Raw genomic sequence first — 19,894 nt, 5'->3', positions numbered from 1 at the left:
CGTGGCGTCCGCGACCGACGCGGTTCGCGGAGCGGGGGTGTACCACTCCGGCTCGTCATCCCCGTCTGGCCCGGCCGTGGCGGTGTGCGGCGTGGCGTCCGGAGTCGACGCGGTTCGCGGAGCGGGGGTGTACCACTCCGGCTCGTCATCCGCGCCAGGCCCGGCGGCGGTGGTGTGCGGCGCGGCGTCCGCGGTCGACGCGGTGTGTGGAGCGGGGGTGTACCACTCCGGCTCGTCATCCTTGCCGTCTGGCCCGGCGGTGGCGGTGTGCGGCGTGGCGTCCGGATCGGTGTCTTCTGTCGGCTGGGCGTCGCTGGTAGGCCCGGTGTGGTCGGCGTTGACGTCGGTGTCGGCGGTCGGGTTGGTGCTGCTGGTGGGTTCGCCGTTGCCGGTGTGCGAGTCGCCGTTGCGGGTGGTGGTTTGTCGGGGGTTGCTGGTGGTGGTTTGGTCGTTGCCGAGGAGGCGGTTGACGGCCAGATCGGTGCGGAGTTGGTTGAGGTTGCGGGGGTCGCCATCGGCTTGGAGTTGCCGGGCGCGCTGGGTGAGGGCGGCCATGATCGCGGTGATGTCGATCGCGGAGGTGGACACGACCAGGTCGCAGGTGCCGCCGTTGTGGTTGACGGTGTAGGTGGTGCGTTCGTCTTGGCGTTGGGCGTGTAGCAGCGATTCGTACTCGGCGAGGACTTTCTGGGTTTCTCGTTGCGCGGTCTTCTTGATCCGGTGCCATCCGTAGCGGCGTCCCCAGGCCAGCACGATCGCCTCGACCGCGGCGCGCAGGTCGTCGTCGACGATCAGCGCGAGTTCACGGGCGATGTGGTAGGCGGCGGCGACCGGGATCCCGCCCGCGCCGAGTAGCCGTAGGGTGGCTGGGAAGCGGTCGACCAGGACCGCGGCCCGGTTCAGCCACAAGGCCGCGGTCTTGCGGTGCGCGCCCAGGGTCAGGCCGATCTCGTCGGTGACCGAGACCAGCACGTCACCTGACCAGCGCCGCTCGGCCGGACCGGCCAGGCGATCACCTGAGCGCGGTGATTCGTGACCCAGGTCCGCAGACGTGCCGGACAGCGCGTGGTGGAAGGCGACCATCGTCTGGGCTTTCCGGGCCGCCAGTGCGGACTCCAGTTGCTGGATCTTCGACAGGTGCTCCAGCAGACCGTCGGCGTCGAGCACGGCGATGTCCACGCTGGCTACCGAAGCCATCGTGGACACCATCTCCGCCGGACTCTCGAACATACTGTCGATTATAGACCCAGTGAAGATGCCAGAACTAATCGCGAACGAGGCCTGTGGACAACCCAAAACCCCAATTCTGCAAGGGAAATTGGGGCTGCGTGAAGTCGGCTAGCCGGTTGAGCCGTTAAGAGTGGTGCCGCGATGGCGCCCGGGAACGAACGAGGTGACACGGAGCGGCTGGGGGTGGGCCGGAGCGGAGGTGGGTGGGCGGAGCGCCTGTGGGTGGGCCGGATCGCCAGCGAACTGGTGAAGTGGCGGACGGCGTACGAGTTGGAGATCGTCTGGCAAACCGAGTCGCTCGCCGTCCGGGATCGCTGATTAGCCTCGCGCTGGGGGTGGGCCGGAGCGGAGGTGGGTGGGCGGAGCGCCTGTGGGTGGGCCGGATCGCCAGCGAACTGGTGAAGTGGCGGACGGCGTACGAGTTGGAGATCGTCTGGCAAACCGAGTCGCTCGCCGTCCGGGATCGCTGATTAGCCTCGCGCTGGTGCCGGAGTTGGGCTAGCCGAAACGGGCCGAGCGAGCCGACGTCTGCTTGAAACGGTGAAGGCGCTTAGGGCGGTCCAGATCAGGGCGAAGCCGATGAGGCGGGCGACAGGCATTGGTTCGCCGAAAGCGAAGACAGCAAGGGCGAACTGGACTGTCGGAGTGAGGTACTGCAGCAATCCAAGGTAGGTCAGCGGTATCCGCGCAACTGCACCGGCGAAGAACAGCAGCGGGATCGCGGTGGCCGGGCCGGCGGCCATCAGAAGCAACGTCGTCGACCAACCTGCATGCCCAAACGAACCCCTCCCGGCGTACTCGAGCCACCCCAGATAACCCACCATGACAGGCAGAACAACAGCCCCCTCGACGGCAAGGCCCTCAACCGCCGGCACAGCCGCCCGCTTCTTCAGTACGCCGTACGCCGCGAAGCTCAGGGCCAGCCCGACCGCCACCCAAGGCACCCGACCGTAGTCGATCGCCAGCCACGCAACCCCGACCGCGGCCAGCACGAGCGCGACCCACTGCCCACGCCGCAGCCGCTCACGAAACAGCACCACCCCGAACAGCACTGTGATCAAAGGGCTGATGAAGTACCCGAGCGACGTCTCCACCACCCGCCCATGGTTGACGCCCCAGATGTAGAGGTACCAGTTGAACGCGATAACCACCGCGGCCACACCAAGACAGCGCAACGCACTCGGCCGCCCAAGCAACGCCCGCCACCACCCAGGCTGCGGACGCAACCAAAGCAGCACCCCGACAACCGCAAGCGTCCACACGAACCGATGAGCAAGCACCTCGATCGCACCCGCGCCGTCAAGCAGACGCCAGTAGAGCGGAAGCAACCCCCAGATCCCGTACGTCGATGCGCCGTACAGGAGCCCCCGCTTCATTTCAGAACGCGGTACTTGAGGTGAGTGACACCAGGTGCTTCGACAGCCCGGACCTGCTCCAGCCGCACCCCGGCAACGTCACCGAAGATCCGAGACCCGTCACCGAGCAGGATCGGCACGACATGCAGCTCGAGCACATCCAGCAGTCCCGCGGCCAGGTACTGCCTGATGACGTCGCCACCGCCCCACAGCATCACGTCCTTCCCACCGGCCGCCTCCTTCGCCTGGGCGAGCGCCGACTCGATCCCGTCGGTGACGAAGTGGTACGTCGTACCGCCGGCCATCTCGACCGGGTCCCGCCGATGATGCGTGACGACGAACACCGGATAGTGGTACGGCGGGTTGTCGCCCCACCAACCCTTCCAGTCCTCGTCCACCCACGGCCCGCCGCCGATCGGGCCGAACATGTTCCGGCCCATCACCGCGGCGCCGATGTTCTCCCGCACCTCCTCGACGATCCGGTCGCTCGCGTTGACCTCGCCGCCTTCCTTGTCGTGCCCTTCGCGCCAGGACGCCAGCGGCACTACCCAGTCGTGCAGCCGCTCACCACCCTCGCCGAGTGGTTCCTCCATACTCTGGTTCGGTCCTGCGACGAAACCGTCCAGTGAGATCGAGATGTGGCACCTGAGCTTGCTCATCGCTCTCCTCCTCGGTCGTGATCCTGCACCGAGCATGGAGCACTCGGGAGATGACGTCTAATGCCAATATCGCAAGCAATACATTGATATTCTTGATCAATGCTGAACCCGGTCCATCTCCAGGTGCTGGCCTCGGTAGCGCGGCACGGCTCCGTCACCGAAGCCGCCAAAGAGCTGAACTACTCGCAGCCCTCGGTGAGTCATCACCTGTCCCGCTTGGAAGCAGCCACTGGCGTCAAGCTCATCCAGCGGGTCGGTCGCGGGATCCGACTGACCCCGGAAGGCCGGCTGCTCGCCAACCGGGCCGCCGAGATCATCGGCCGAATCGAATCGGCGACCAAGGAGCTCGCCGCCCAGGTCGGACTCCAATCCGGCCGGATCAGCCTGGCCGCCAACGCGTCCGCCCTGAGCACCCTCGTACCGCGAGCCGCCACCACGTTGGCCGAGACCAACCCGGGCCTCGAACTCAGCCTGATCGAGCGTCACCCCGTCGAGGCGTTGCAGCTGCTCCGGCACGGCGACATCGACGTCGCACTCATCTACCGGTACGCCGATGCGCCTGCCGAAGACGAAGCGTTTCGCCTGGTCCCCGTCGGCGAGGACTCCCTCTACCTGATCAGCCAGCACCCCGACGACTCTCTGGAGAAGCACCGCGACTCCCCCTGGATCGGCGGCTGCGAACGCTGCCAGGAAGAGCTCGTCACGGTCTGCCGGCGAGCCGGCTTCGCCCCACGCATCAGGTCACTCAGCGACGACATGACCGTCGTACAGGCATTCGTTGCCGCCGGCATCGGTGTCACCACCCTCCCCGGGCTAGCCCTCCAGGCCCACCGCCACCCCGGCATCCACGCCACCAAGATCCCCCACCACACCCGCCAACTCCACGCCGCCACCTACGGCGACCCACCCGACCCACCCGCCACCACAGCCCTGATCAAAGCCCTCCAAGCAGCTGGGTCCGAGGGGGAAAAAGGTGGGCCCAGGGGCTCTCGGTGAGAGCTCCTGGGCCCTGGCCGGCCGCCATGCGCCTGCGGGCGGCAGGCCGGTCCTTTGTGCTTACCAGTAAAACTTACTGGTCGGTCACATGGCTAGCCGAAGGTGTGTCAGATCTCGAGGTCGACGGTGCGGGCGGTGTCCGCGGCTACCGCGGTGGAGATCTCGTCGAGGACCGCCACCGGGATGCTGGAGTCGACGCTGAGGGCCACCAGGGCCTTGCCGCCCTTGCGGTCGCGGCTGACCTGCATGCCGGCGATGTTGATGTCGGACTTGCCGAGGATGCCGCCGACCTGGCCGACGATGCCCGGGCGGTCCTCGTAGCTGAGGAACGCCAGGTGGGCGGCCAGCTCGACCTCCAGGTCGAAGCCGTCGATCTCGACCAGCCGCTCGGACTGCTTCACGCCGACCAGGGTGCCGGAGACCGAGACCTGGCCGCCGTCGGCGAGGGTGCCCCGCAGGGTGATCAGGTTGCGGTGTTCCGGGGACTCGTGGTCGGTGAGCAGCCGGACCTCGAGCCCACGCTCGGCGGCGAGCAGCGGGGCGTTCACGTAGGAGACGTTGTCCTCGACGACATCCGCGAAGACACCCTTCAGCGCGGCCAGCTCCAGCACCTTCACGTCGAACTCGGTGATCTCACCACGCACCTCGACGTCGAGCTGCTGCGCGACCCCACCGGCCAGCGCGGTGAAGATCCGGCCGAGCTTCTCGGTCAGCGCGATCCCGGGCCGGACGTCCTCGGCGATCACGCCGCCCTGGACGTTGACCGCGTCCGGCACGAGCTCACCGGACAGCGCGAGCCGCACGGACTTGGCGACGGCGATGCCGGCCTTCTCCTGCGCCTCTTCGGTGGACGCGCCCAGGTGCGGGGTGGCGACGACGTTCTCGAACTCGAACAGCGGCGAGTCGGTGCACGGCTCCTTGGCGAAGACGTCCAGCCCGGCCGCGGCCACCCGGCCTTCCTTCAGCGCGGAGTACAGCGCGGCCTCGTCGACGATCCCGCCACGCGCGGCGTTGACGATGATCACCTCCGGCTTGACCTTGTGCAGCTGCTCGTCGCCGATCAGGCCGATCGTCTCGGGCGTCTTCGGCAGGTGCACGCTGATGAAGTCCGAGGCCGCCAGGAGCTCGTCCAACGAGGCGAGCCGGACGCCCATCTGGGCGGCGCGGCCGGCCTGGACGTACGGGTCGTACGCGATCACGTTCATGCCGAAGGCGGCCAGCCGCTGGGCGACCAGGACACCGATCTTGCCGAGGCCGACGATGCCGACGGTCTTCTCGAACAGCTCGACGCCGGAGAACTTCGACCGCTTCCACTCGCCGTTCTTCAGCGAGAGGTCGGCGGCCGGGACCCGGCGGGCGGCGGCCAGCAGCAGCGCGACGGCCAGCTCGGCGGCGCTGACGATGTTGGACGTCGGCGCGTTGACGACCATCACGCCGGCCTGGGTGGCGGCCTTCACGTCGACGTTGTCGAGGCCGACACCGGCGCGGGCGACGACCTTGAGCTTCTTCGCGGCGGCGAGCGCCTCGGCGTCGACCTTGGTGGCGCTGCGGATCAGGATGGCGTCGACATCGGCGATGGCCGGCAGCAGTTCGGCGCGGTCGGCGCCGTTGGTGTGCCGGATCTCGAAGTCGGGGCCGAGCGCCTCGACGGTGGCCGGGGAGAGTTCTTCGGCGATCAGGACGACGGGACGATGTGCGTCAGTCATGGGAGAGATCTCCTGCAGAAGCGGTTGGGGGCTCAAAGGAACAGAGCACCGCGCTGTGCCCGCTGGAAAAGATGCTACCAGCCACCCAGTTCAGCCGGACGGCGGTCTCATCCCGTACGCCGGGGCTCAGTCGCTGTCGCAACTCTGGTTGGAGCTGACGTTCGTGGCCACATCGATCCGGAGCCGGCCTTGTTCGCGGACCAGCTTGTAGCGCAGATCCAGCCGGGCGCAGGTCGCCCCCTTCGCCCCGGCGCTCTGCGACGAGAACAGTACGGCGAACGTCATCCGCGCCGTCGCCCTCGTCTCCCCGGTCCCGCCGATCTCGGAGATCACCGGCCCGAACGCGTACGACGTACCGTGCGACTTGTCGAAGGCTTCCTTCGTACTGTCCGCCGCGAGCTCGCGCGAATACGTGTCCTGCATCGCCAGGAAGTCGTGCTGGTTCAATGCCTTCAAGTAAGACGCGAACAGGCGCTGGATCTCGGTAGCCAAGGCAGTGACCGGCACGCTCAAAGAAGGCTGAACCGCGGATCGGGGGCCCCGCGCGGAGCAGGTGCCGGTGGGCTCGGCAGCCACGCCCGGCGCCGAACCGGCGTACCGACGGAGGTCGTCGAGGCCGATCACCTTGCCGGCGGCAACGGTGTTGCCGGTGACCAGGCCGGTGACCTGGCCGTTGCGGTCGAGCACCGGCGCACCGAGAGACGCAGGGTCGAGGAATTCGGCCAGCGCGCGCGGCTGCCGCGTAGTACCGGCGTCTTGGATCGATTGTTTGCCGGCTTGGTCGTAGCCGATGATCGCGCGCGGTGCGCCGGCATCAACTGATGGGGCTACGACCGCGGTCGACGTGTCCAACCGGCCCGGCAGATTCAGTACTGCGACGCCGTCGGTACTCGTGCCGTTCACAGTGGCCCGCCGGATGCGCCCGTCCGCGGTCACCACGGCAACGGAAACCGGCTGTCGGATTGCGGAAGCGGCCGTGAGCACCCGGCCGTTGTCGAACAGCACCCCAGTTGCCTCGCCGCTCCCCGCGCACGTGCTGGCGAGCACCCGTACGACGCTTGGGCCGCTCGCCTTCAGTACGGCAGTCGTGTCCAGCGGCTGATCGACCGGAGTCTCGTCATCCTTCGAACCGAGCAGCCAGCCGGCGCCGACACCCACGACCAGCACGATGATCACCAACGGGATGATCGCCAGCGGACCAGGTCCAGGAAGCGGCCTGCGGCCGCGCTGTGCCCCTGAAGGCGAGGATGGCGGGTGGCCCGCCACTGCGCGGGGCTCGATCGAGGTCCGGGCGCCCTTGGTGACCTGCTCGTCGGCGGTGGCCCAGGCCGGGATGCGCCGGGGCGGCTTCGGCAGGTCGTTGTCTGCCGAACCCTCGCCCGTCGAGCGCTCTGCCATCCCCCACCTCTCCCTGACCCGGTGTCAGCGCCGATTCTGTCAGAAGACAGAGCGACGCCCGGGTCGCCACAGCAGTGGCGGCCCGGGCGTCCGGCGTACGGAAGATCAGCGCGCGGCGCTGCCCTCGACGTAGTCGTCGTCGTGCGACTTGACCCACGCCATCAGACCGCGCAGCTCCTTGCCGACGGCCTCGATCGGGTGCTCCTGGCTCTTCTTGCGGAACTCGGCGAACTCCGGCGCGCCGGCGTCCTGGTCGGCGATGAAGCGGGCCGCGAAGGTGCCGTCGGTGATGTCACCGAGGACCTCCTTCATCCGCTGCTTGACCGACTCGTCGATGATCCGCGGGCCGGAGACGTAGTCGCCGTACTCGGCGGTGTCGGAGACCGACCAGCGCTGCTTGGCGATGCCGCCTTCGTAGATCAGGTCGACGATGAGCTTGAGCTCGTGCAGGCACTCGAAGTACGCGACCTCGGGCTGGTAGCCGGCCTCGGTGAGGACCTCGAAGCCGGACTGGATCAGCTGGGAGACACCGCCGCAGAGGACGGCCTGCTCGCCGAACAGGTCGGTCTCGGTCTCCTCGGTGAAGGTGGTCTTGATACCGCCGGCCCGGAGGCCGCCGATGCCCTTCGCGTAGGAGAGCGCCAGGTCCCAGGCCTTGCCGGTCGCGTCCTGCTCGACGGCGACGAGCACGGGGACGCCGCGGCCTTCGCTGAACTCACGGCGTACCAGGTGGCCGGGGCCCTTCGGGGCGACCATGAAGACGTCCACGCCGGCCGGCGGCTTGATGTAGCCGAACCGGATGTTGAAGCCGTGGCCGAAGACGAGCGCGTCGCCGTCCACCAGGTTCGGCTCGATGGCCTCCTTGTAGAGCGACCGCTGGGCTGGGTCCGGGGCGAGCACGACGATCACGTCGGCCTCCTCGCACGCCTCGAACGGGGTGAGCACCCGCAGGCCCTGGGCCTCGGCCTTGGCGCGGCTCTTCGAGCCCTCCGGCAGGCCGACGCGGACGTCGACACCGGAGTCGCGCAGCGAGAGGGCGTGCGCGTGGCCCTGGCTGCCGAAGCCGAGCACGGCCACGTTGCGGCCCTGGATCACCGACAGGTCGGCGTTGTCGTCATAGAACATTTCTGCTGCCACTGGGAGCTCGTCTCCTTGAGTTCTCGATAGATAGTGCCGGTACTACGGGGCGCCGGCCGGGTTGGTTCGATCCTGCCGCTCGGCAGGTGGTTCGCCTGGTGGTGAGCCGCTCAGCCCTGGCGTGCGGGAGCGGCGGGGCGACCCGGCGGCGGCGCCGGCACCGGGTGGTTCGGGTGGTGGGCGGCCGGGGAGTTGCCGGATGGGCTCGTCGCGCCGGTCGGACTGCTCGCGGAACTCGCCTGGCTGTTCGCCGGACGGGCCTGCAGGGCCGGCGCTCCGGAGGCCACGTGGGGTGGCGGGACCGGGACGGGCCGCAGGGTGCGGTCGGAGATGGAGCGGCTGCCCCGGCCGATCGCGACCATGCCGGACTGCACCAGCTCGCGGACACCGAAAGGTTCCAGCACCCGGAGCATGGCTTCGAGCTTCTCGGGGTTACCGGTCGCCTCGATGGTGATCGCATCCGGAGCCACGTCCACCACCTTCGCACGGAACAGCTGGACGGTTTCCAGCACCTGCCCGCGACTGAGGGTGTCCGCCTTGACCTTCACCAGTAGCAGTTCACGCTGCACGGTGGCGGTCGGCTCGAGTTCGACGATCTTGATCACGTTCACCAGCTTGTTGAGCTGCTTGGTGATCTGCTCCAAAGGCTGCTCGTCCACGCTGACCGCGATGGTCATCCGGGAAACCTCAGGGTGCTCGGTCGGGCCGACCGCCAGCGAGTCGATGTTGAACCCGCGGCGCGAGATGAGTGCGGCCACCCGGGCCAGCACACCATGCTTGTTCTCGACCAGGATGCTCAATGTGTGCTTGGACATTTACAGCTCCTCCCCGTCCCACTTGGGGGCCATGTCGCGGGCGATCTGGATGTCGTCGTTGCTGGTGCCGGCGGCAACCATCGGCCAGACCATCGCGTCGCGGTGCACGACGAAGTCGACCACGACCGGCTGGTCGGTGACCGACATCGCCTTGTCGATGGTGGCGTCGACCGACTCCTTGTCCGAGCAGCGCAGCCCGACACAACCCATTGCCTCGGCCAGCTTGGCGAAGTCCGGGATCCGTGCGGAGTGCAGGTCGGTGTTGGAGTAGCGCTTGTCGTAGAACAGCGTCTGCCACTGCCGGACCATACCGAGCGACTGGTTGTTGATCACGGCAACCTTGATCGGGATGCCTTCCAGCGCGCAGGTGACGAGCTCCTGGTTGGTCATCTGGAAGCAGCCGTCGCCGTCGATCGCCCAGACGGTCTTGTCGGGCCGCGCGACCTTGGCGCCCATCGCTGCCGGCACGGAGTACCCCATGGTGCCGAGGCCGCCGGAGTTCAGCCAGTGCAGCGGCTTCTCGAACGGCAGGTAGTGCGCGGCCCACATCTGGTGCTGCCCGACGCCGCTGGTGTAGATCGCGTCCGGGCCGGCGATCTGGCCGATCCGCTGGATCACGTACTGCGGGGACAGGCTGCCGTCCTCGGGCTCGTCGTAGCCGACCGGGTACTTCGCCTTGACCGAGTCGAGCAGACCCCGCCAGGCCGAATAGTCCGGTGTCTTGCCGTTGCTGGCGATCTCGGTCTGCAGGGCCTGGATGAGGTCGGTGATGACCTCCTTGCAGTCCCCCACGATCGGCACGTCGGCGGCGCGGTTCTTGCCGATCTCGGCCGGGTCGATGTCGGCGTGGATCACCTTCGCCTCGGGCGCGAACGAGCTGAGTTTGCCGGTCACCCGGTCGTCGAACCGTGCACCCAGACAGATCAGCAGATCGGACCGCTGCAGCGCACCGACGGCCGAGACCGAGCCGTGCATCCCGGGCATCCCGAAGTGCAGCTCGTGCGAGTCCGGCAATGCACCACGGGCCATCAGGGTGGTGACGACCGGGATCCCGAGCATTTCGGCGAGCTGCTTCAGCTCCTCGCTCGCCTTCGCCCGGATCACCCCGCCCCCGACGTAAAGGACCGGCTTCTCGGCGGCGGCGATCAGCCGGGCCGCCTCGCGCACCTGCTTGGGGTGCGGGCGGGTTACCGGGCGGTAGCCGGGCAGCGAGAGCTCGGTCGGCCAGTGGAAGTCGACGGTCGCCTGCATCGCGTCCTTGGTCACGTCCACCAGGACCGGACCCGGACGGCCGGTCGAGGCGATGTGGAACGCCTCGGCGATCGTGCTGGCGATCTCGTTCGGGTCGTTGACCAGGAAGTTGTGCTTGGTGATCGGCATCGTGATGCCGCGGATGTCGGCCTCCTGGAAGGCATCCGTCCCGATCGAGGCGCTGGCGACCTGGCCGGTGATCGCGACCATCGGCACCGAGTCCATGTACGCGTCGGCGATCGGGGTCACCAGGTTGGTGGCGCCCGGACCCGAGGTCGCCATGCAGACGCCGGTCTTGCCGGTCGTCGAGGCGTACCCCTGGGCGGCGTGGCCGGCGCCCTGCTCGTGACGTACCAGGATGTGGCGGATCTGGGTCGAGTCGAGCATCGGGTCGTACGCCGGGAGGATCGCGCCGCCCGGAATGCCGAAGACGGTGTCGACGCCGGCATGTTCCAGTGCGCGGATCAGAGCCTGTGCCCCGGTCAGCTGCTCACTCATGAGTGCCTTCCCTTGTCAGTCACGGTAGTTCTCTTGTGCCGTATCGCGATCGATCGTCCTCGGCCCTGGGGCCTGGTGACCAGCCCCTGGATCACAGGAACCTGGACAAAAAAGAACCCCCTCCGCCGGGTGGGCTGAGGGGGCGCGCTCGACTCGAAGGTCGCGTCAGTCGGCGCGCCACACAAGTACGAGGAGAATCGATCGCATGCAGTCACCTTCCCCGACTCCCCTCGATCCGGTCAAGCCTGCCACCTGACTGTCTCACAACCCGAGATTCCCGTCTTACTTTCGCCCAGTCTAGAACCGCCCTCCCCAAACAACGTCCTGGGCCCCCGAAGGTCACCCCCGCCCCGCAACACCACCCGGCCACCTCTCCGGAGTCCCTTCGGTGGGTCTGGACAGCAAACGGGGGCTCCGGACAGGAAATGACATGTCCGAGGGCCCCACGTCCTGTCCGAGGGTCCGAGAAGTTGGTCGAGGGGCAGCAGGTTGGTGGGAAGTTGATGACGGGGCTGCTCAGATGCAGATGGCGCCTTCGGAGGCGGAGCGGACCAGGCGGGTGTATTTGCCGAGGACGCCCTTGGTGATGGCGGGGGTTTTGGGGGTCCAGCCTTCGCGGCGGGTGGCCAGTGCCTCGGGGTCGACGTGGAGTTCGAGGGTGCGGTTCTTGACGTCGAGGGTGATCCGGTCGCCGTCGCGGACGAAGGCGATCGGGCCGCCGTCGACGGCTTCGGGGGCGACGTGGCCGACGCAGAGACCGGTCGTTCCGCCGGAGAAGCGGCCGTCGGTGAGCAGCAGGACGTCCTTGCCGAGGCCGGCGCCCTTGATCGCGCCGGTGACGGCGAGCATCTCGCGCATCCCCGGGCCGCCCTTCGGACCCTCGTAGCGGATCACGACCACATCGCCGGCCTGCAGCGAACCGTCCTCGACCGCGTCCATCGCACCGCGCTCGCCGTCGAACACCCGCGCGGTGCCCTCGAACACGTCGGAGTCGAAGCCCGCACTCTTCACGACAGCACCCTCCGGCGCCAGCGTGCCCTTCAGGATCGTGATCCCACCAGTGCCGTGGATCGGCTTGTCCAGCGCACGGATGATCGTGCCGTCGACATCCGGCGGGGCGATGTCGGCCAGATTCTCGGCCATCGTCTTGCCGGTCACCGTCAGGCAGTCGCCGTGCAACAGACCCGCATCGAGCAGGGCCCGCATGACGACCGGGATGCCACCGACGCGGTCCACGTCCGTCATCACGTACCGGCCGAACGGCTTCAGGTCGCCCAGATGCGGAACCTTGTCGCCGACCCGGTTGAAGTCGTCCAGCGTCAGGTCGACCTCGGCCTCGCGGGCGATCGCGAGCAGATGCAGTACGGCGTTCGTCGAACCGCCGAGCGCCATCACCACGGCGATCGCGTTCTCGAAGGCTTCGCGGGTGAGGATCTGACGAGCGGTGATCCCCTTGGTCAGCAGGTTCACCACGGCCTCGCCGGACTTGCGGGCGAACCCGTCACGGCGACGATCCACCGCCGGCGGCGCGGCCGAGCCAGGCAAGGACATGCCCAGTGCCTCGGCTGCGGAAGCCATCGTGTTCGCGGTGTACATGCCACCGCAGGCGCCTTCACCGGGACAGATCGCACGCTCGACGGCATCGACCTGCTCGCGAGTGATCAGACCGCGAACACAGGCACCGACGGCCTCGAACGCGTCGATGATCGTGACGTCCTTGTCGCCGAGGCGACCGGGCATGATCGATCCGGCGTACAGGAAGACGCTGGCCAGATCGAGGCGCGCGGCCGCCATCAGCATGCCGGGCAGCGACTTGTCGCAGCCGGCCAGCAGCACCGAACCGTCGAGGCGCTCGGCCTCCATCACCGTCTCCACCGAGTCGGCGATGATCTCGCGGCTCACCAGCGAGTAGTGCATGCCGACATGACCCATCGAGATGCCGTCGGAGACGCTGATCGTGCCGAACTCCAGCGGGTATCCGTTCGCCGCGTGGACGCCGTCCTTGACCGCCTTCGCGAGCCGGTCGAGCGACAGGTTGCACGGGGTGATCTCGTTCCAGCTCGAGGCCACCCCGATCTGCGGCTTCACCCAGTCGTCGTCACCCATCCCGACGGCGCGGAGCATGCCGCGGGACGCGGTGGCCTCCAGTCCGTCGGTGACCGTCCGGCTCCTGGGCTTGATGTCAGGCTCGTTGTTCGTGGGCATGGCTCCGACTGTAGGACTGTCCACGCCGTGGTCACCACCGACCCGCTCAGCCGCCGGCCACGCTCGGCAGGATGAGCAGCTCGTCCCCGTCGGCCAGCGGCGTACCGAGACCGTTCAGATCGCGGACGTTGTCGTTGCCGAGGAAGACGTTGACGTGCCGGCGCAGCGCCCCTTGCTCGTCAGTCAGTCGCCGCCTGAGCGCGGGATATTCGCCTTCCAGCGCAGCGAAAACCCCGCCCACAGTGGCGTCGTCCGGCTCGACCTCGACCCGTTCCGCATCACCGGCGAACGGTCTCAGGACGGTCGGGAGCTTCACCTCGATCTTCATCTCAGTCGAGGACTGCTGCGCGGACGGTGAGCACGTCGGGGAGATGGCGGGCCACCTCGGTCCAGCTGTCGCCCGCATCGGCACTCGCGTAGACGCAGCCGTCGCGCGTCCCGACGTACACGCCCGCCGGGGTTCCCTGGTCGGTGCAGAGCGCGTCCCGCAGTACCGGCGCGTACGACGGGACGTCGGGCAACCCGTTCGTCAGGGCTTCCCAGGTGGAGCCGGCGTCGCGGGACCGGTAGACCCGGCATTTCGCGTCGGTGGGGATCCTGTTGCCGTCGGCGATCAGCGGGAAGACGTAGATGGTGTCCGGTTCGTGCGGGTGCACGGCGATCGGGAAGCCGAAGTCCGACGGCAGCCCGTCCGCGATCGACTTCCAGATCGCGCCGCCGTCGTCGGACCGGTAGACGCCGTGATGGTTCTGCGCGAACATCCGCTCCGGCCGGTCCGGATGCGCCGCGAGTTTGTGCACGCACTGGCCGAACTCGGGATCCGGGTCGGGCATGAAGTACGCCTTGATGCCGTGGTTGGCGGGCTCCCAGATCTGACCGCCGTCGGTCGTCTGGTAGACACCGCCGGTCGACATGGCGACGCTGACCTGGTCCGGCTCGGTCGGATGCGGCAGCACGGTGTGGATCGCCTGGCCACCGAAGCCGGCACCCCAGTCCTTGCGGTGCGGGTGGTCCCAGAGTCCGCGGACCAGCTCGAAGGTCACTCCCCCGTCGGTCGACTTCCACAACGAGGACGGCTGCGCACCGGCGTACACGACTCCGGGCTGTCCCTCGGGCGCCGGCTGGATCTGCCAGACCCGCTCGACGGACGCCTCGGATCCGGCCGGGAACCCGATCGACCCCTCCGGCGGCTCGGCCCAGCTCCGCCCGAGATCATCCGAATGGAACACCGCGGGCCCCCAGTGCTCACTGGTCCCGCCGGCGAACAACCTCGGGGTGTCCGCGCGGGTGTCGATCCCGACGGAGTACACGCCCTGCATCTCGAACGACGGCCCCTCGAGCGTCCACTCCCGGCGCGCGGCGTCACTCCGCCCGATCCAGAGCCCCTTCTTGGTCCCGATCAGCAACACACTCTCGGACATCTTTGTCCTCTTCTATCTGGGTGGGCCTGCCACCACGTTGATCAGCGGTACGCCGGTGGCGTAGCGCTCCAGCTGGGCGCGGACCAACCGGGCCACCCGAGGCGCGAAGGCGGTGGATGCGCCGCCTCGGTGAGGGTTGATCAGCAAATTCGGAGCGGACCACAGCGGGTGGCCCGCGGGCAAGGGTTCGGGATCCGTGACGTCGACGGCGGCGCGGAGACGGCCCGAGACGAGTTCCGCCAGGAGGGCGTCGGTGTTGACGATGACGCCGCGGGCGACGTTGATGAGAAGGGCGCCGTCCTTCATCGTGGCGAGGAATTTCTCGTCGACGAGGCCGCGGGTCTCGTCTGTTGCGGGGGTGAGGAGGACGACCACGTCAGCCTGTGGAAGGAGGGTCGGGAGGTCGGTGATCGGGGACACGCCGTCGCGCGGCCGCCGTGCGACGCGGAGTACGGAACATTCGAAGCCGGCGAGGCGGCGTTCGAGCGCCTCACCGATCGAGCCGTAGCCGAGGATCAGCACGGTCCGATCGGCGAGCGAGTCGTCCATCTCGTCGTACGACGACGGCCAGATCCCGAGCTCCTGGTTGCGTACTGCGCGGGGAAGGTTCCGGTACGACGCCAGGATCAGCCCGACCGCGAGTTCGGCGGTGGACGCGTCGTGCACACCCCGCGCGTTGCACAAGGTGACGCCCTCGCCGAGGTACGGCAGGAAGTTCTCGAAGCCGGCCGTCTGGGTCTGGACGACCTTCAGCGCCGGCATCTCCGCGACGACCTCGGCCAGTTCAGGCCCGCCCATATAACTGGGCACGTAGAACTCCACCGTGTCCAGCGACGGTGGCCGGTCACCACCCGCGAAGTACTCGACGTCGAATCCTGCCGGCAACCCACCGAGGAAGCTGTCCGCGTCCTGCCACGGCAGCCATGTCTTCACCGCATCAGCCATATCCCGAACCTACTCGCTGCTCATTCCGATCGTTCACCGGTGACGTCGGAGCCGGCCCGGCGGACTCGACATCCGCACGGAAGTTTCTTCGAGGGGACTCGAAGTTGGTGAGAATTCCGTGCCGGACCGGAATTTCGGTCGTACTCTGGATCGGTGCCTTCGACACCGGATCTGGCCTCGACCCTCGATCACGACCAGGCCGTAGGACGGCTGAGAGCGTCCTACCAGCGCATCCCGGCGGGGCAGCCCGTCCGGCTGGCCAAGCGCAGCTCCAACCTGTTCCGGCCCCGGACGGCCGTCGACACCCCAGGGCTCGACGTGTCCGGCCTGACCGGCGTGATCAGCGTCGATCCGGCCGGCCGAACGGCGGACGTCCAGGGCATGTGCACCTACGAGGACCTGGTCGCGGCCACCCTCCCGCACGGACTGATGCCGCTGGTCGTACCTCAGCTGCGCACGATCACGCTCGGCGGCGCGGTCACCGGCCTCGGCATCGAGTCCACGTCGTACCGCAACGGCCTGCCGCACGAGTCCGTCCTCGAACTCGACATCCTGACCGGCTCCGGCGAGCTCGTCACCGCGCGGCCCGAGGGCGAGCACGCCGACCTGTTCCGGACCTTCCCGAACTCCTACGGCTCGCTCGGCTACGCGACCCGGCTGCGGATCGAACTCGAACCGATCTCCCCGTACGTCGCGCTTCGGCACGTCCGCCTCGGTCTCGACGAACTCGGCCCTGCCATCGAGTCGATCGTTGCCGCGGGCACCTATGACAACCAGCCCGTGCACTTCGTCGACGGAGTCGCCTTCACGCCGGACGAGGCCTATCTGACGCTCGGGCGGAACAGCGACGCCGCAGTACGGACGAGTGACTACACCGGTCAGGAGATCTTCTACAAGTCGATCCAGCAACGATCGACCGACTTCCTCACGGCCAACGACTATCTGTGGCGCTGGGACACCGACTGGTTCTGGTGCTCGGCGGCCTTCGGCGCCCAGAACCCTTATCTCCGGCGGGTCTGGCCGCGCAAGCTTCGGCGAAGCGACGTGTATCACAAGATCATCGGGTTCGAGAACCGTCATCAAGTTGCCGCGCGCATCAATCGTCGACGCGGGAACGCCGACCGCGAGCGCGTGGTTCAGGACGTCGAGATCCCGACGGCGCGGCTGGCCGGCTTCCTGCGCTGGTTCGACGCCGAGGTGGGGATGCGGCCGGTCTGGCTGTGCCCGCTGCGGTTGCGCGGCGACGAGTCGTGGCCGCTGTATCCGCTGAAACCCCGCGAAACCTACGTGAACGTGGGCTTCTGGGGCACCGTGCCGATCGCGCCGGGCGCCGCCGACGGCGACGTGAACCGGCGGATCGAGGCGGCGGTCGCCGACTTCGACGGCCACAAGTCCTTGTACTCCGATGCCTACTACGACCGGGACACCTTCGACCGGCTCTACAACGTCCCGGCCCTGACCGCAGTGAAAGATCGCTACGACCCCGACGCCCGGTTGACCGGGCTCTACGAGAAGGCGGTGACGCGTCGATGACGGCTACCCTCCCGACGCAGGTTTCGATCGCAGCAGCGCTGACAGCGGTGGCGCCTGACGGACTGCCTTTCCGCTTCACGGCGTACGACGGCAGCTCGACCGGGCCCGAGGACTCCCCGGTCCACATGCACCTGGCCACCGAGCGCGGGCTCTCCTACATCCTGACCGCACCGGGCGATCTCGGCCTGGTCCGCGCTTACGTCCAAGGCGATCTGGAGATCACCGGCGTCCACCCGGGCAACCCGTACGGCCTGATGAAGCTGATGCTGAACGAGCTCCACTTCCAGCGCCCCTCGCCGGCGGAAGCGCTGCGGATCGTGCGCGGGCTGGGCTGGAGTCACCTGAAGCCACCGCCCCCGCCGCCGCAGGAGCACCTGCCGAAGTGGCGTCGTACGTTCGAAGGTCTGCGTCACTCGCGGACCCGGGACAAGGTGGCGATCCACCACCACTACGACGTGTCGAACAAGTTCTACGAGTACATCCTCGGACCGTCGATGACGTACACGTGCGCCGTCTACACGTCGCCGGACGCGACGCTCGAGCAGGCGCAGTTCGAGAAGTACGACCTGGTCGCGCGGAAGCTCGACCTGAAGCCAGGTCAGCGGCTGCTCGACGTGGGCTGTGGCTGGGGCGGCATGGTCCGGCACGCGGCGCGCGAGTACGGCGTGAAGGCGATCGGCGTCACCCTGTCGGCCGCGCAGGCGGAGTGGGCGCAGGAAGCGATCAAGGCCGAGGGGCTCGAGGATCTCGCCGAGGTGCGGTTCTCCGACTACCGCGACGTGTCCGAGCGCGACTTCGACGCGATCAGCTCGATCGGGCTGACCGAGCACATCGGCGTCCGGAACTATCCGTCGTACTTCGGGTTCCTGCTCGACCGGCTGCGGCCCGGCGGGCGGTTGCTGAACCACACGATCACCCGGCCGGACAACCGGTACCGGTCGACGGGGGCGTTCATCGACCGGTACATCTTCCCGGACGGCGAGCTGATGGGGTCCGGGCGGATCATCGCCGACGCGCAGGACGCGGGGTTCGAGGTACGGCATGAGGAGAATCTGCGGGAGCACTACGCGCTGACGCTGACCGGCTGGTCCGAGAACCTGGAGGCGCACTGGGACGAGGCGGTCGAAGAGGTAGGTTTCGCCACCGCGAAGATCTGGGGGCTCTACCTGGCCGCCTGCCGGGTCGGTTTCGAACGCAACAACACCCAGTTGCACCAGATCCTCGCCGTCAAACTCCACGAAGACGCCTCGTCGGGCTTCCCGCTCCGCCCGACCTGGCTCAGCTGAGCTACAGGGTGCTCAAGGCAAGTAGCAGGAGGCGTACTGCGGCCGCGGTGGTTGCGGTGGGTGCCTTGGTGGCGGGTTGTGGGGACAACGGTGGGGACGCGGAGCCGTCGGTGTCGACCAGGTCGGCGACATCGGCGACTCCTAGTACTCCGCGCGCGCTGAAGCTGGAAGTCGCCGGGACGGTCGCGACCGGGATCGAGGTGCCGTGGGGGTTGACCTTTCTGCCCGACAAGTCGGCCTTGGTGGCGTCGCGGGACTCCGGTGAGGTGAAGCGGATCGCCGACGGCCGGGTCACGTCGGTCGGGAGCGTGCCGGGAGTGGATTCCTCGAGCGAGGGCGGATTGCTCGGGCTCGCGGTCGATCCGGCGTACCCGTCGCGGCCTTATGTTTACGCGTATTACTCGACCAGCTCGGACAACCGGATCGCCCGGTTGACCTATCAGAACGGGCGGATCGGGAGTCCTCAGGTGATCCTCCAGGGCATCCCGATGGCAGCCGTCCACAACGGCGGGCGGCTGCGGTTCGGGCCGGACGGGTTCCTGTACGCCGGAACGGGTGACGGCACCGAGGGGCCTAACTCGCAGAGCGACGACTCGCTCGGTGGGAAGATCCTGCGGATCACGACCGACGGGAAGGCTGCGCCGGGTAATCCTGGCGGACGGCTCTGGTACTCCAAGGGTCACCGGAACGTGCAGGGGCTCGCGTTCGACGGTTCTCAGCTGTATGCCGCGGAGTTCGGCCAGAACACCTGGGACGAGTTGAACGTGATCACGGCCGGTGCGAACTACGGCTGGCCGGCGGCCGAAGGGGTCAGCCAGCTCGACGGGATGGTCGATCCGGTTGCGCAGTGGCGGACGAGTGACGCCTCACCGTCGGGGATCACCTTTGCCCAGGGGTACATCTTCATGGCCGGGCTCCGGGGCCAGCGGCTCTGGGCGATCCCGGTCGCCGACGGACGGCGTACGGGTGAGCCTGTTGCCTTCTTCACCAACCAGTTCGGGCGGCTGCGGACGGTCGAGGCCGCGCCGGACGGGTCGTTGTGGCTGACCACGTCGAACACGGACGGCCGCGGTACGCCGAGGGCCGGCGACGACCGGATCCTGCGGGTGACGATCAGTTAAGAGGCGAGGCGCTCGCGGGTGCGGCGATTGGGGCCGGACGGTTCGGCCTGGTTGATCTCGGCCCAGATCGCGTCGAGGGACAGGCCGAGGACGTCGGCGATCGCGGCGATGGTCGGGAAGGCCGGGGTCGCCACCCGGCCCGATTCGATTTTGCGCAGCGTCTCCGGGGAGACTCGGGCATCGAGGGCGGTGTCGAGCATCGAGCGCTCACCCCGGGCGCGCCGGAGGAGGGCGCCGAGACGCTGTCCGCGCTCGACCTCTGCGGGGGTGAGCGGCAACCTGACCATGACACCGATGATAGTACCGGTATAGTTTGGCCGGGATAGTTATTGGAACCG

General features: G+C 68.1%; 17 protein-coding genes and 1 pseudogene. 5 read left to right on the top strand and 13 right to left on the bottom strand.

Annotated features, from left to right (window positions below; all coding sequences use genetic code 11):
* On the bottom strand, window positions 1–1,230 hold a 1,230-nt coding region (locus ABZ004_RS31795; RefSeq protein WP_355684779.1), incomplete at its 3' end, for a hypothetical protein.
* Between the two features lie 141 nt (window positions 1,231–1,371).
* Between ABZ004_RS31795 and ABZ004_RS31790 the strand changes: the two genes are divergently transcribed.
* On the top strand, window positions 1,372–1,548 hold the full coding sequence (locus ABZ004_RS31790; RefSeq protein ID WP_355684778.1) for a hypothetical protein: 177 nt from the start codon (window positions 1,372–1,374) through the stop codon (window positions 1,546–1,548).
* 152 nt (window positions 1,549–1,700) lie between these two features.
* Here the strand turns inward: ABZ004_RS31790 and rarD are convergent, their stop codons facing one another.
* Both rarD and ABZ004_RS31780 read right to left on the bottom strand, forming a co-directional pair.
* The gene (gene rarD, locus ABZ004_RS31785; RefSeq protein ID WP_355684777.1) at window positions 1,701–2,606 is read right to left on the bottom strand and encodes an EamA family transporter RarD; all 906 of its coding nucleotides are present in this window, start codon (window positions 2,604–2,606) and stop codon (window positions 1,701–1,703) included.
* Window positions 2,603–3,244 (bottom strand): dihydrofolate reductase family protein, encoded by a 642-nt coding sequence (locus tag ABZ004_RS31780; RefSeq protein WP_355684776.1) that lies wholly within the window; start codon window positions 3,242–3,244, stop codon window positions 2,603–2,605. The genes rarD and ABZ004_RS31780 overlap by 4 nt, the downstream gene beginning before the upstream one ends.
* 99 nt (window positions 3,245–3,343) lie before the next feature.
* On the opposite strand from ABZ004_RS31780, the gene ABZ004_RS31775 reads away from it, so the two are divergent.
* Window positions 3,344–4,240, top strand: a complete 897-nt coding sequence (locus ABZ004_RS31775) for a LysR family transcriptional regulator (RefSeq protein WP_355684775.1) — start codon at window positions 3,344–3,346, stop codon at window positions 4,238–4,240.
* A gap of 107 nt (window positions 4,241–4,347) precedes the next feature.
* On the opposite strand, the gene serA is transcribed toward ABZ004_RS31775, so the two are convergent.
* The 9 genes and pseudogenes from serA to ABZ004_RS31730 all read right to left on the bottom strand — a co-directional run bounded on the left by serA (window position 4,348) and on the right by ABZ004_RS31730 (window position 15,616).
* Window positions 4,348–5,946: a phosphoglycerate dehydrogenase gene (gene serA, locus ABZ004_RS31770; protein WP_355684774.1), complete on the bottom strand. Its 1,599-nt coding sequence runs from the start codon at window positions 5,944–5,946 to the stop codon at window positions 4,348–4,350.
* Between the two features lie 126 nt (window positions 5,947–6,072).
* Window positions 6,073–7,344, bottom strand: coding sequence for a serine protease (locus ABZ004_RS31765; RefSeq protein WP_355684773.1), 1,272 nt, complete (start codon window positions 7,342–7,344; stop codon window positions 6,073–6,075).
* A gap of 105 nt (window positions 7,345–7,449) precedes the next feature.
* Entirely contained in the window at window positions 7,450–8,469 is a 1,020-nt protein-coding gene (gene ilvC, locus ABZ004_RS31760; protein WP_112239767.1) for a ketol-acid reductoisomerase, read from the bottom strand.
* Between the two features lie 323 nt (window positions 8,470–8,792).
* A pseudogene (ilvN, locus tag ABZ004_RS31755) lies at window positions 8,793–9,296 on the bottom strand (acetolactate synthase small subunit); the annotation flags it as partial.
* Window positions 9,297–11,045, bottom strand: coding sequence for an acetolactate synthase large subunit (locus tag ABZ004_RS31750; protein WP_355684772.1), 1,749 nt, complete (start codon window positions 11,043–11,045; stop codon window positions 9,297–9,299).
* Window positions 11,046–11,561: 516 nt separating this feature from the next.
* Entirely contained in the window at window positions 11,562–13,250 is a 1,689-nt protein-coding gene (gene ilvD, locus ABZ004_RS31745) for a dihydroxy-acid dehydratase (protein ID WP_355684771.1), read from the bottom strand.
* Between the two features lie 46 nt (window positions 13,251–13,296).
* Window positions 13,297–13,578 carry a ubiquitin-like small modifier protein 1 gene (locus ABZ004_RS31740; protein WP_355684770.1) on the bottom strand — a complete coding sequence of 94 codons (282 nt, stop codon included), beginning with the start codon at window positions 13,576–13,578 and terminating at the stop codon, window positions 13,297–13,299.
* Window position 13,579: 1 nt separating this feature from the next.
* Complete coding sequence (locus tag ABZ004_RS31735) at window positions 13,580–14,671, bottom strand: exo-alpha-sialidase (protein WP_355684769.1); 1,092 nt, start codon at window positions 14,669–14,671, stop codon at window positions 13,580–13,582.
* A 12-nt stretch (window positions 14,672–14,683) separates the two neighbouring features.
* Entirely contained in the window at window positions 14,684–15,616 is a 933-nt protein-coding gene (locus ABZ004_RS31730) for a 2-hydroxyacid dehydrogenase (protein WP_355684768.1), read from the bottom strand.
* A 153-nt stretch (window positions 15,617–15,769) separates the two neighbouring features.
* Between ABZ004_RS31730 and ABZ004_RS31725 the strand changes: the two genes are divergently transcribed.
* The 3 genes from ABZ004_RS31725 to ABZ004_RS31715 are packed head-to-tail and all read left to right on the top strand — an operon-like array spanning window position 15,770 to window position 19,556.
* Window positions 15,770–17,149 carry an FAD-binding oxidoreductase gene (locus tag ABZ004_RS31725; protein WP_355684767.1) on the top strand — a complete coding sequence of 460 codons (1,380 nt, stop codon included), beginning with the start codon at window positions 15,770–15,772 and terminating at the stop codon, window positions 17,147–17,149.
* On the top strand, window positions 17,146–18,435 hold the full coding sequence (locus ABZ004_RS31720; RefSeq protein ID WP_355684766.1) for a cyclopropane-fatty-acyl-phospholipid synthase family protein: 1,290 nt from the start codon (window positions 17,146–17,148) through the stop codon (window positions 18,433–18,435). Before ABZ004_RS31725 ends, ABZ004_RS31720 begins: the two co-directional genes overlap by 4 nt.
* 56 nt (window positions 18,436–18,491) lie before the next feature.
* Window positions 18,492–19,556, top strand: coding sequence for a PQQ-dependent sugar dehydrogenase (locus ABZ004_RS31715; protein ID WP_355684765.1), 1,065 nt, complete (start codon window positions 18,492–18,494; stop codon window positions 19,554–19,556).
* Here ABZ004_RS31715 and ABZ004_RS31710 read toward each other — a convergent pair.
* Window positions 19,553–19,843, bottom strand: coding sequence for a helix-turn-helix transcriptional regulator (locus tag ABZ004_RS31710; protein ID WP_355684764.1), 291 nt, complete (start codon window positions 19,841–19,843; stop codon window positions 19,553–19,555). The two genes, ABZ004_RS31715 and ABZ004_RS31710, sit on opposite strands and share 4 nt — an antisense overlap.
* Window positions 19,844–19,894: the final 51 nt, after the last annotated feature.

The sequence above is a fragment of the Kribbella sp. NPDC006257 genome (assembly GCF_040613535.1).
Lineage (GTDB): Bacteria > Actinomycetota > Actinomycetes > Propionibacteriales > Kribbellaceae > Kribbella.
Note: the sequence above shows the minus strand (reverse complement) of the source record. Positions and strands in the feature narration are given on the sequence as shown.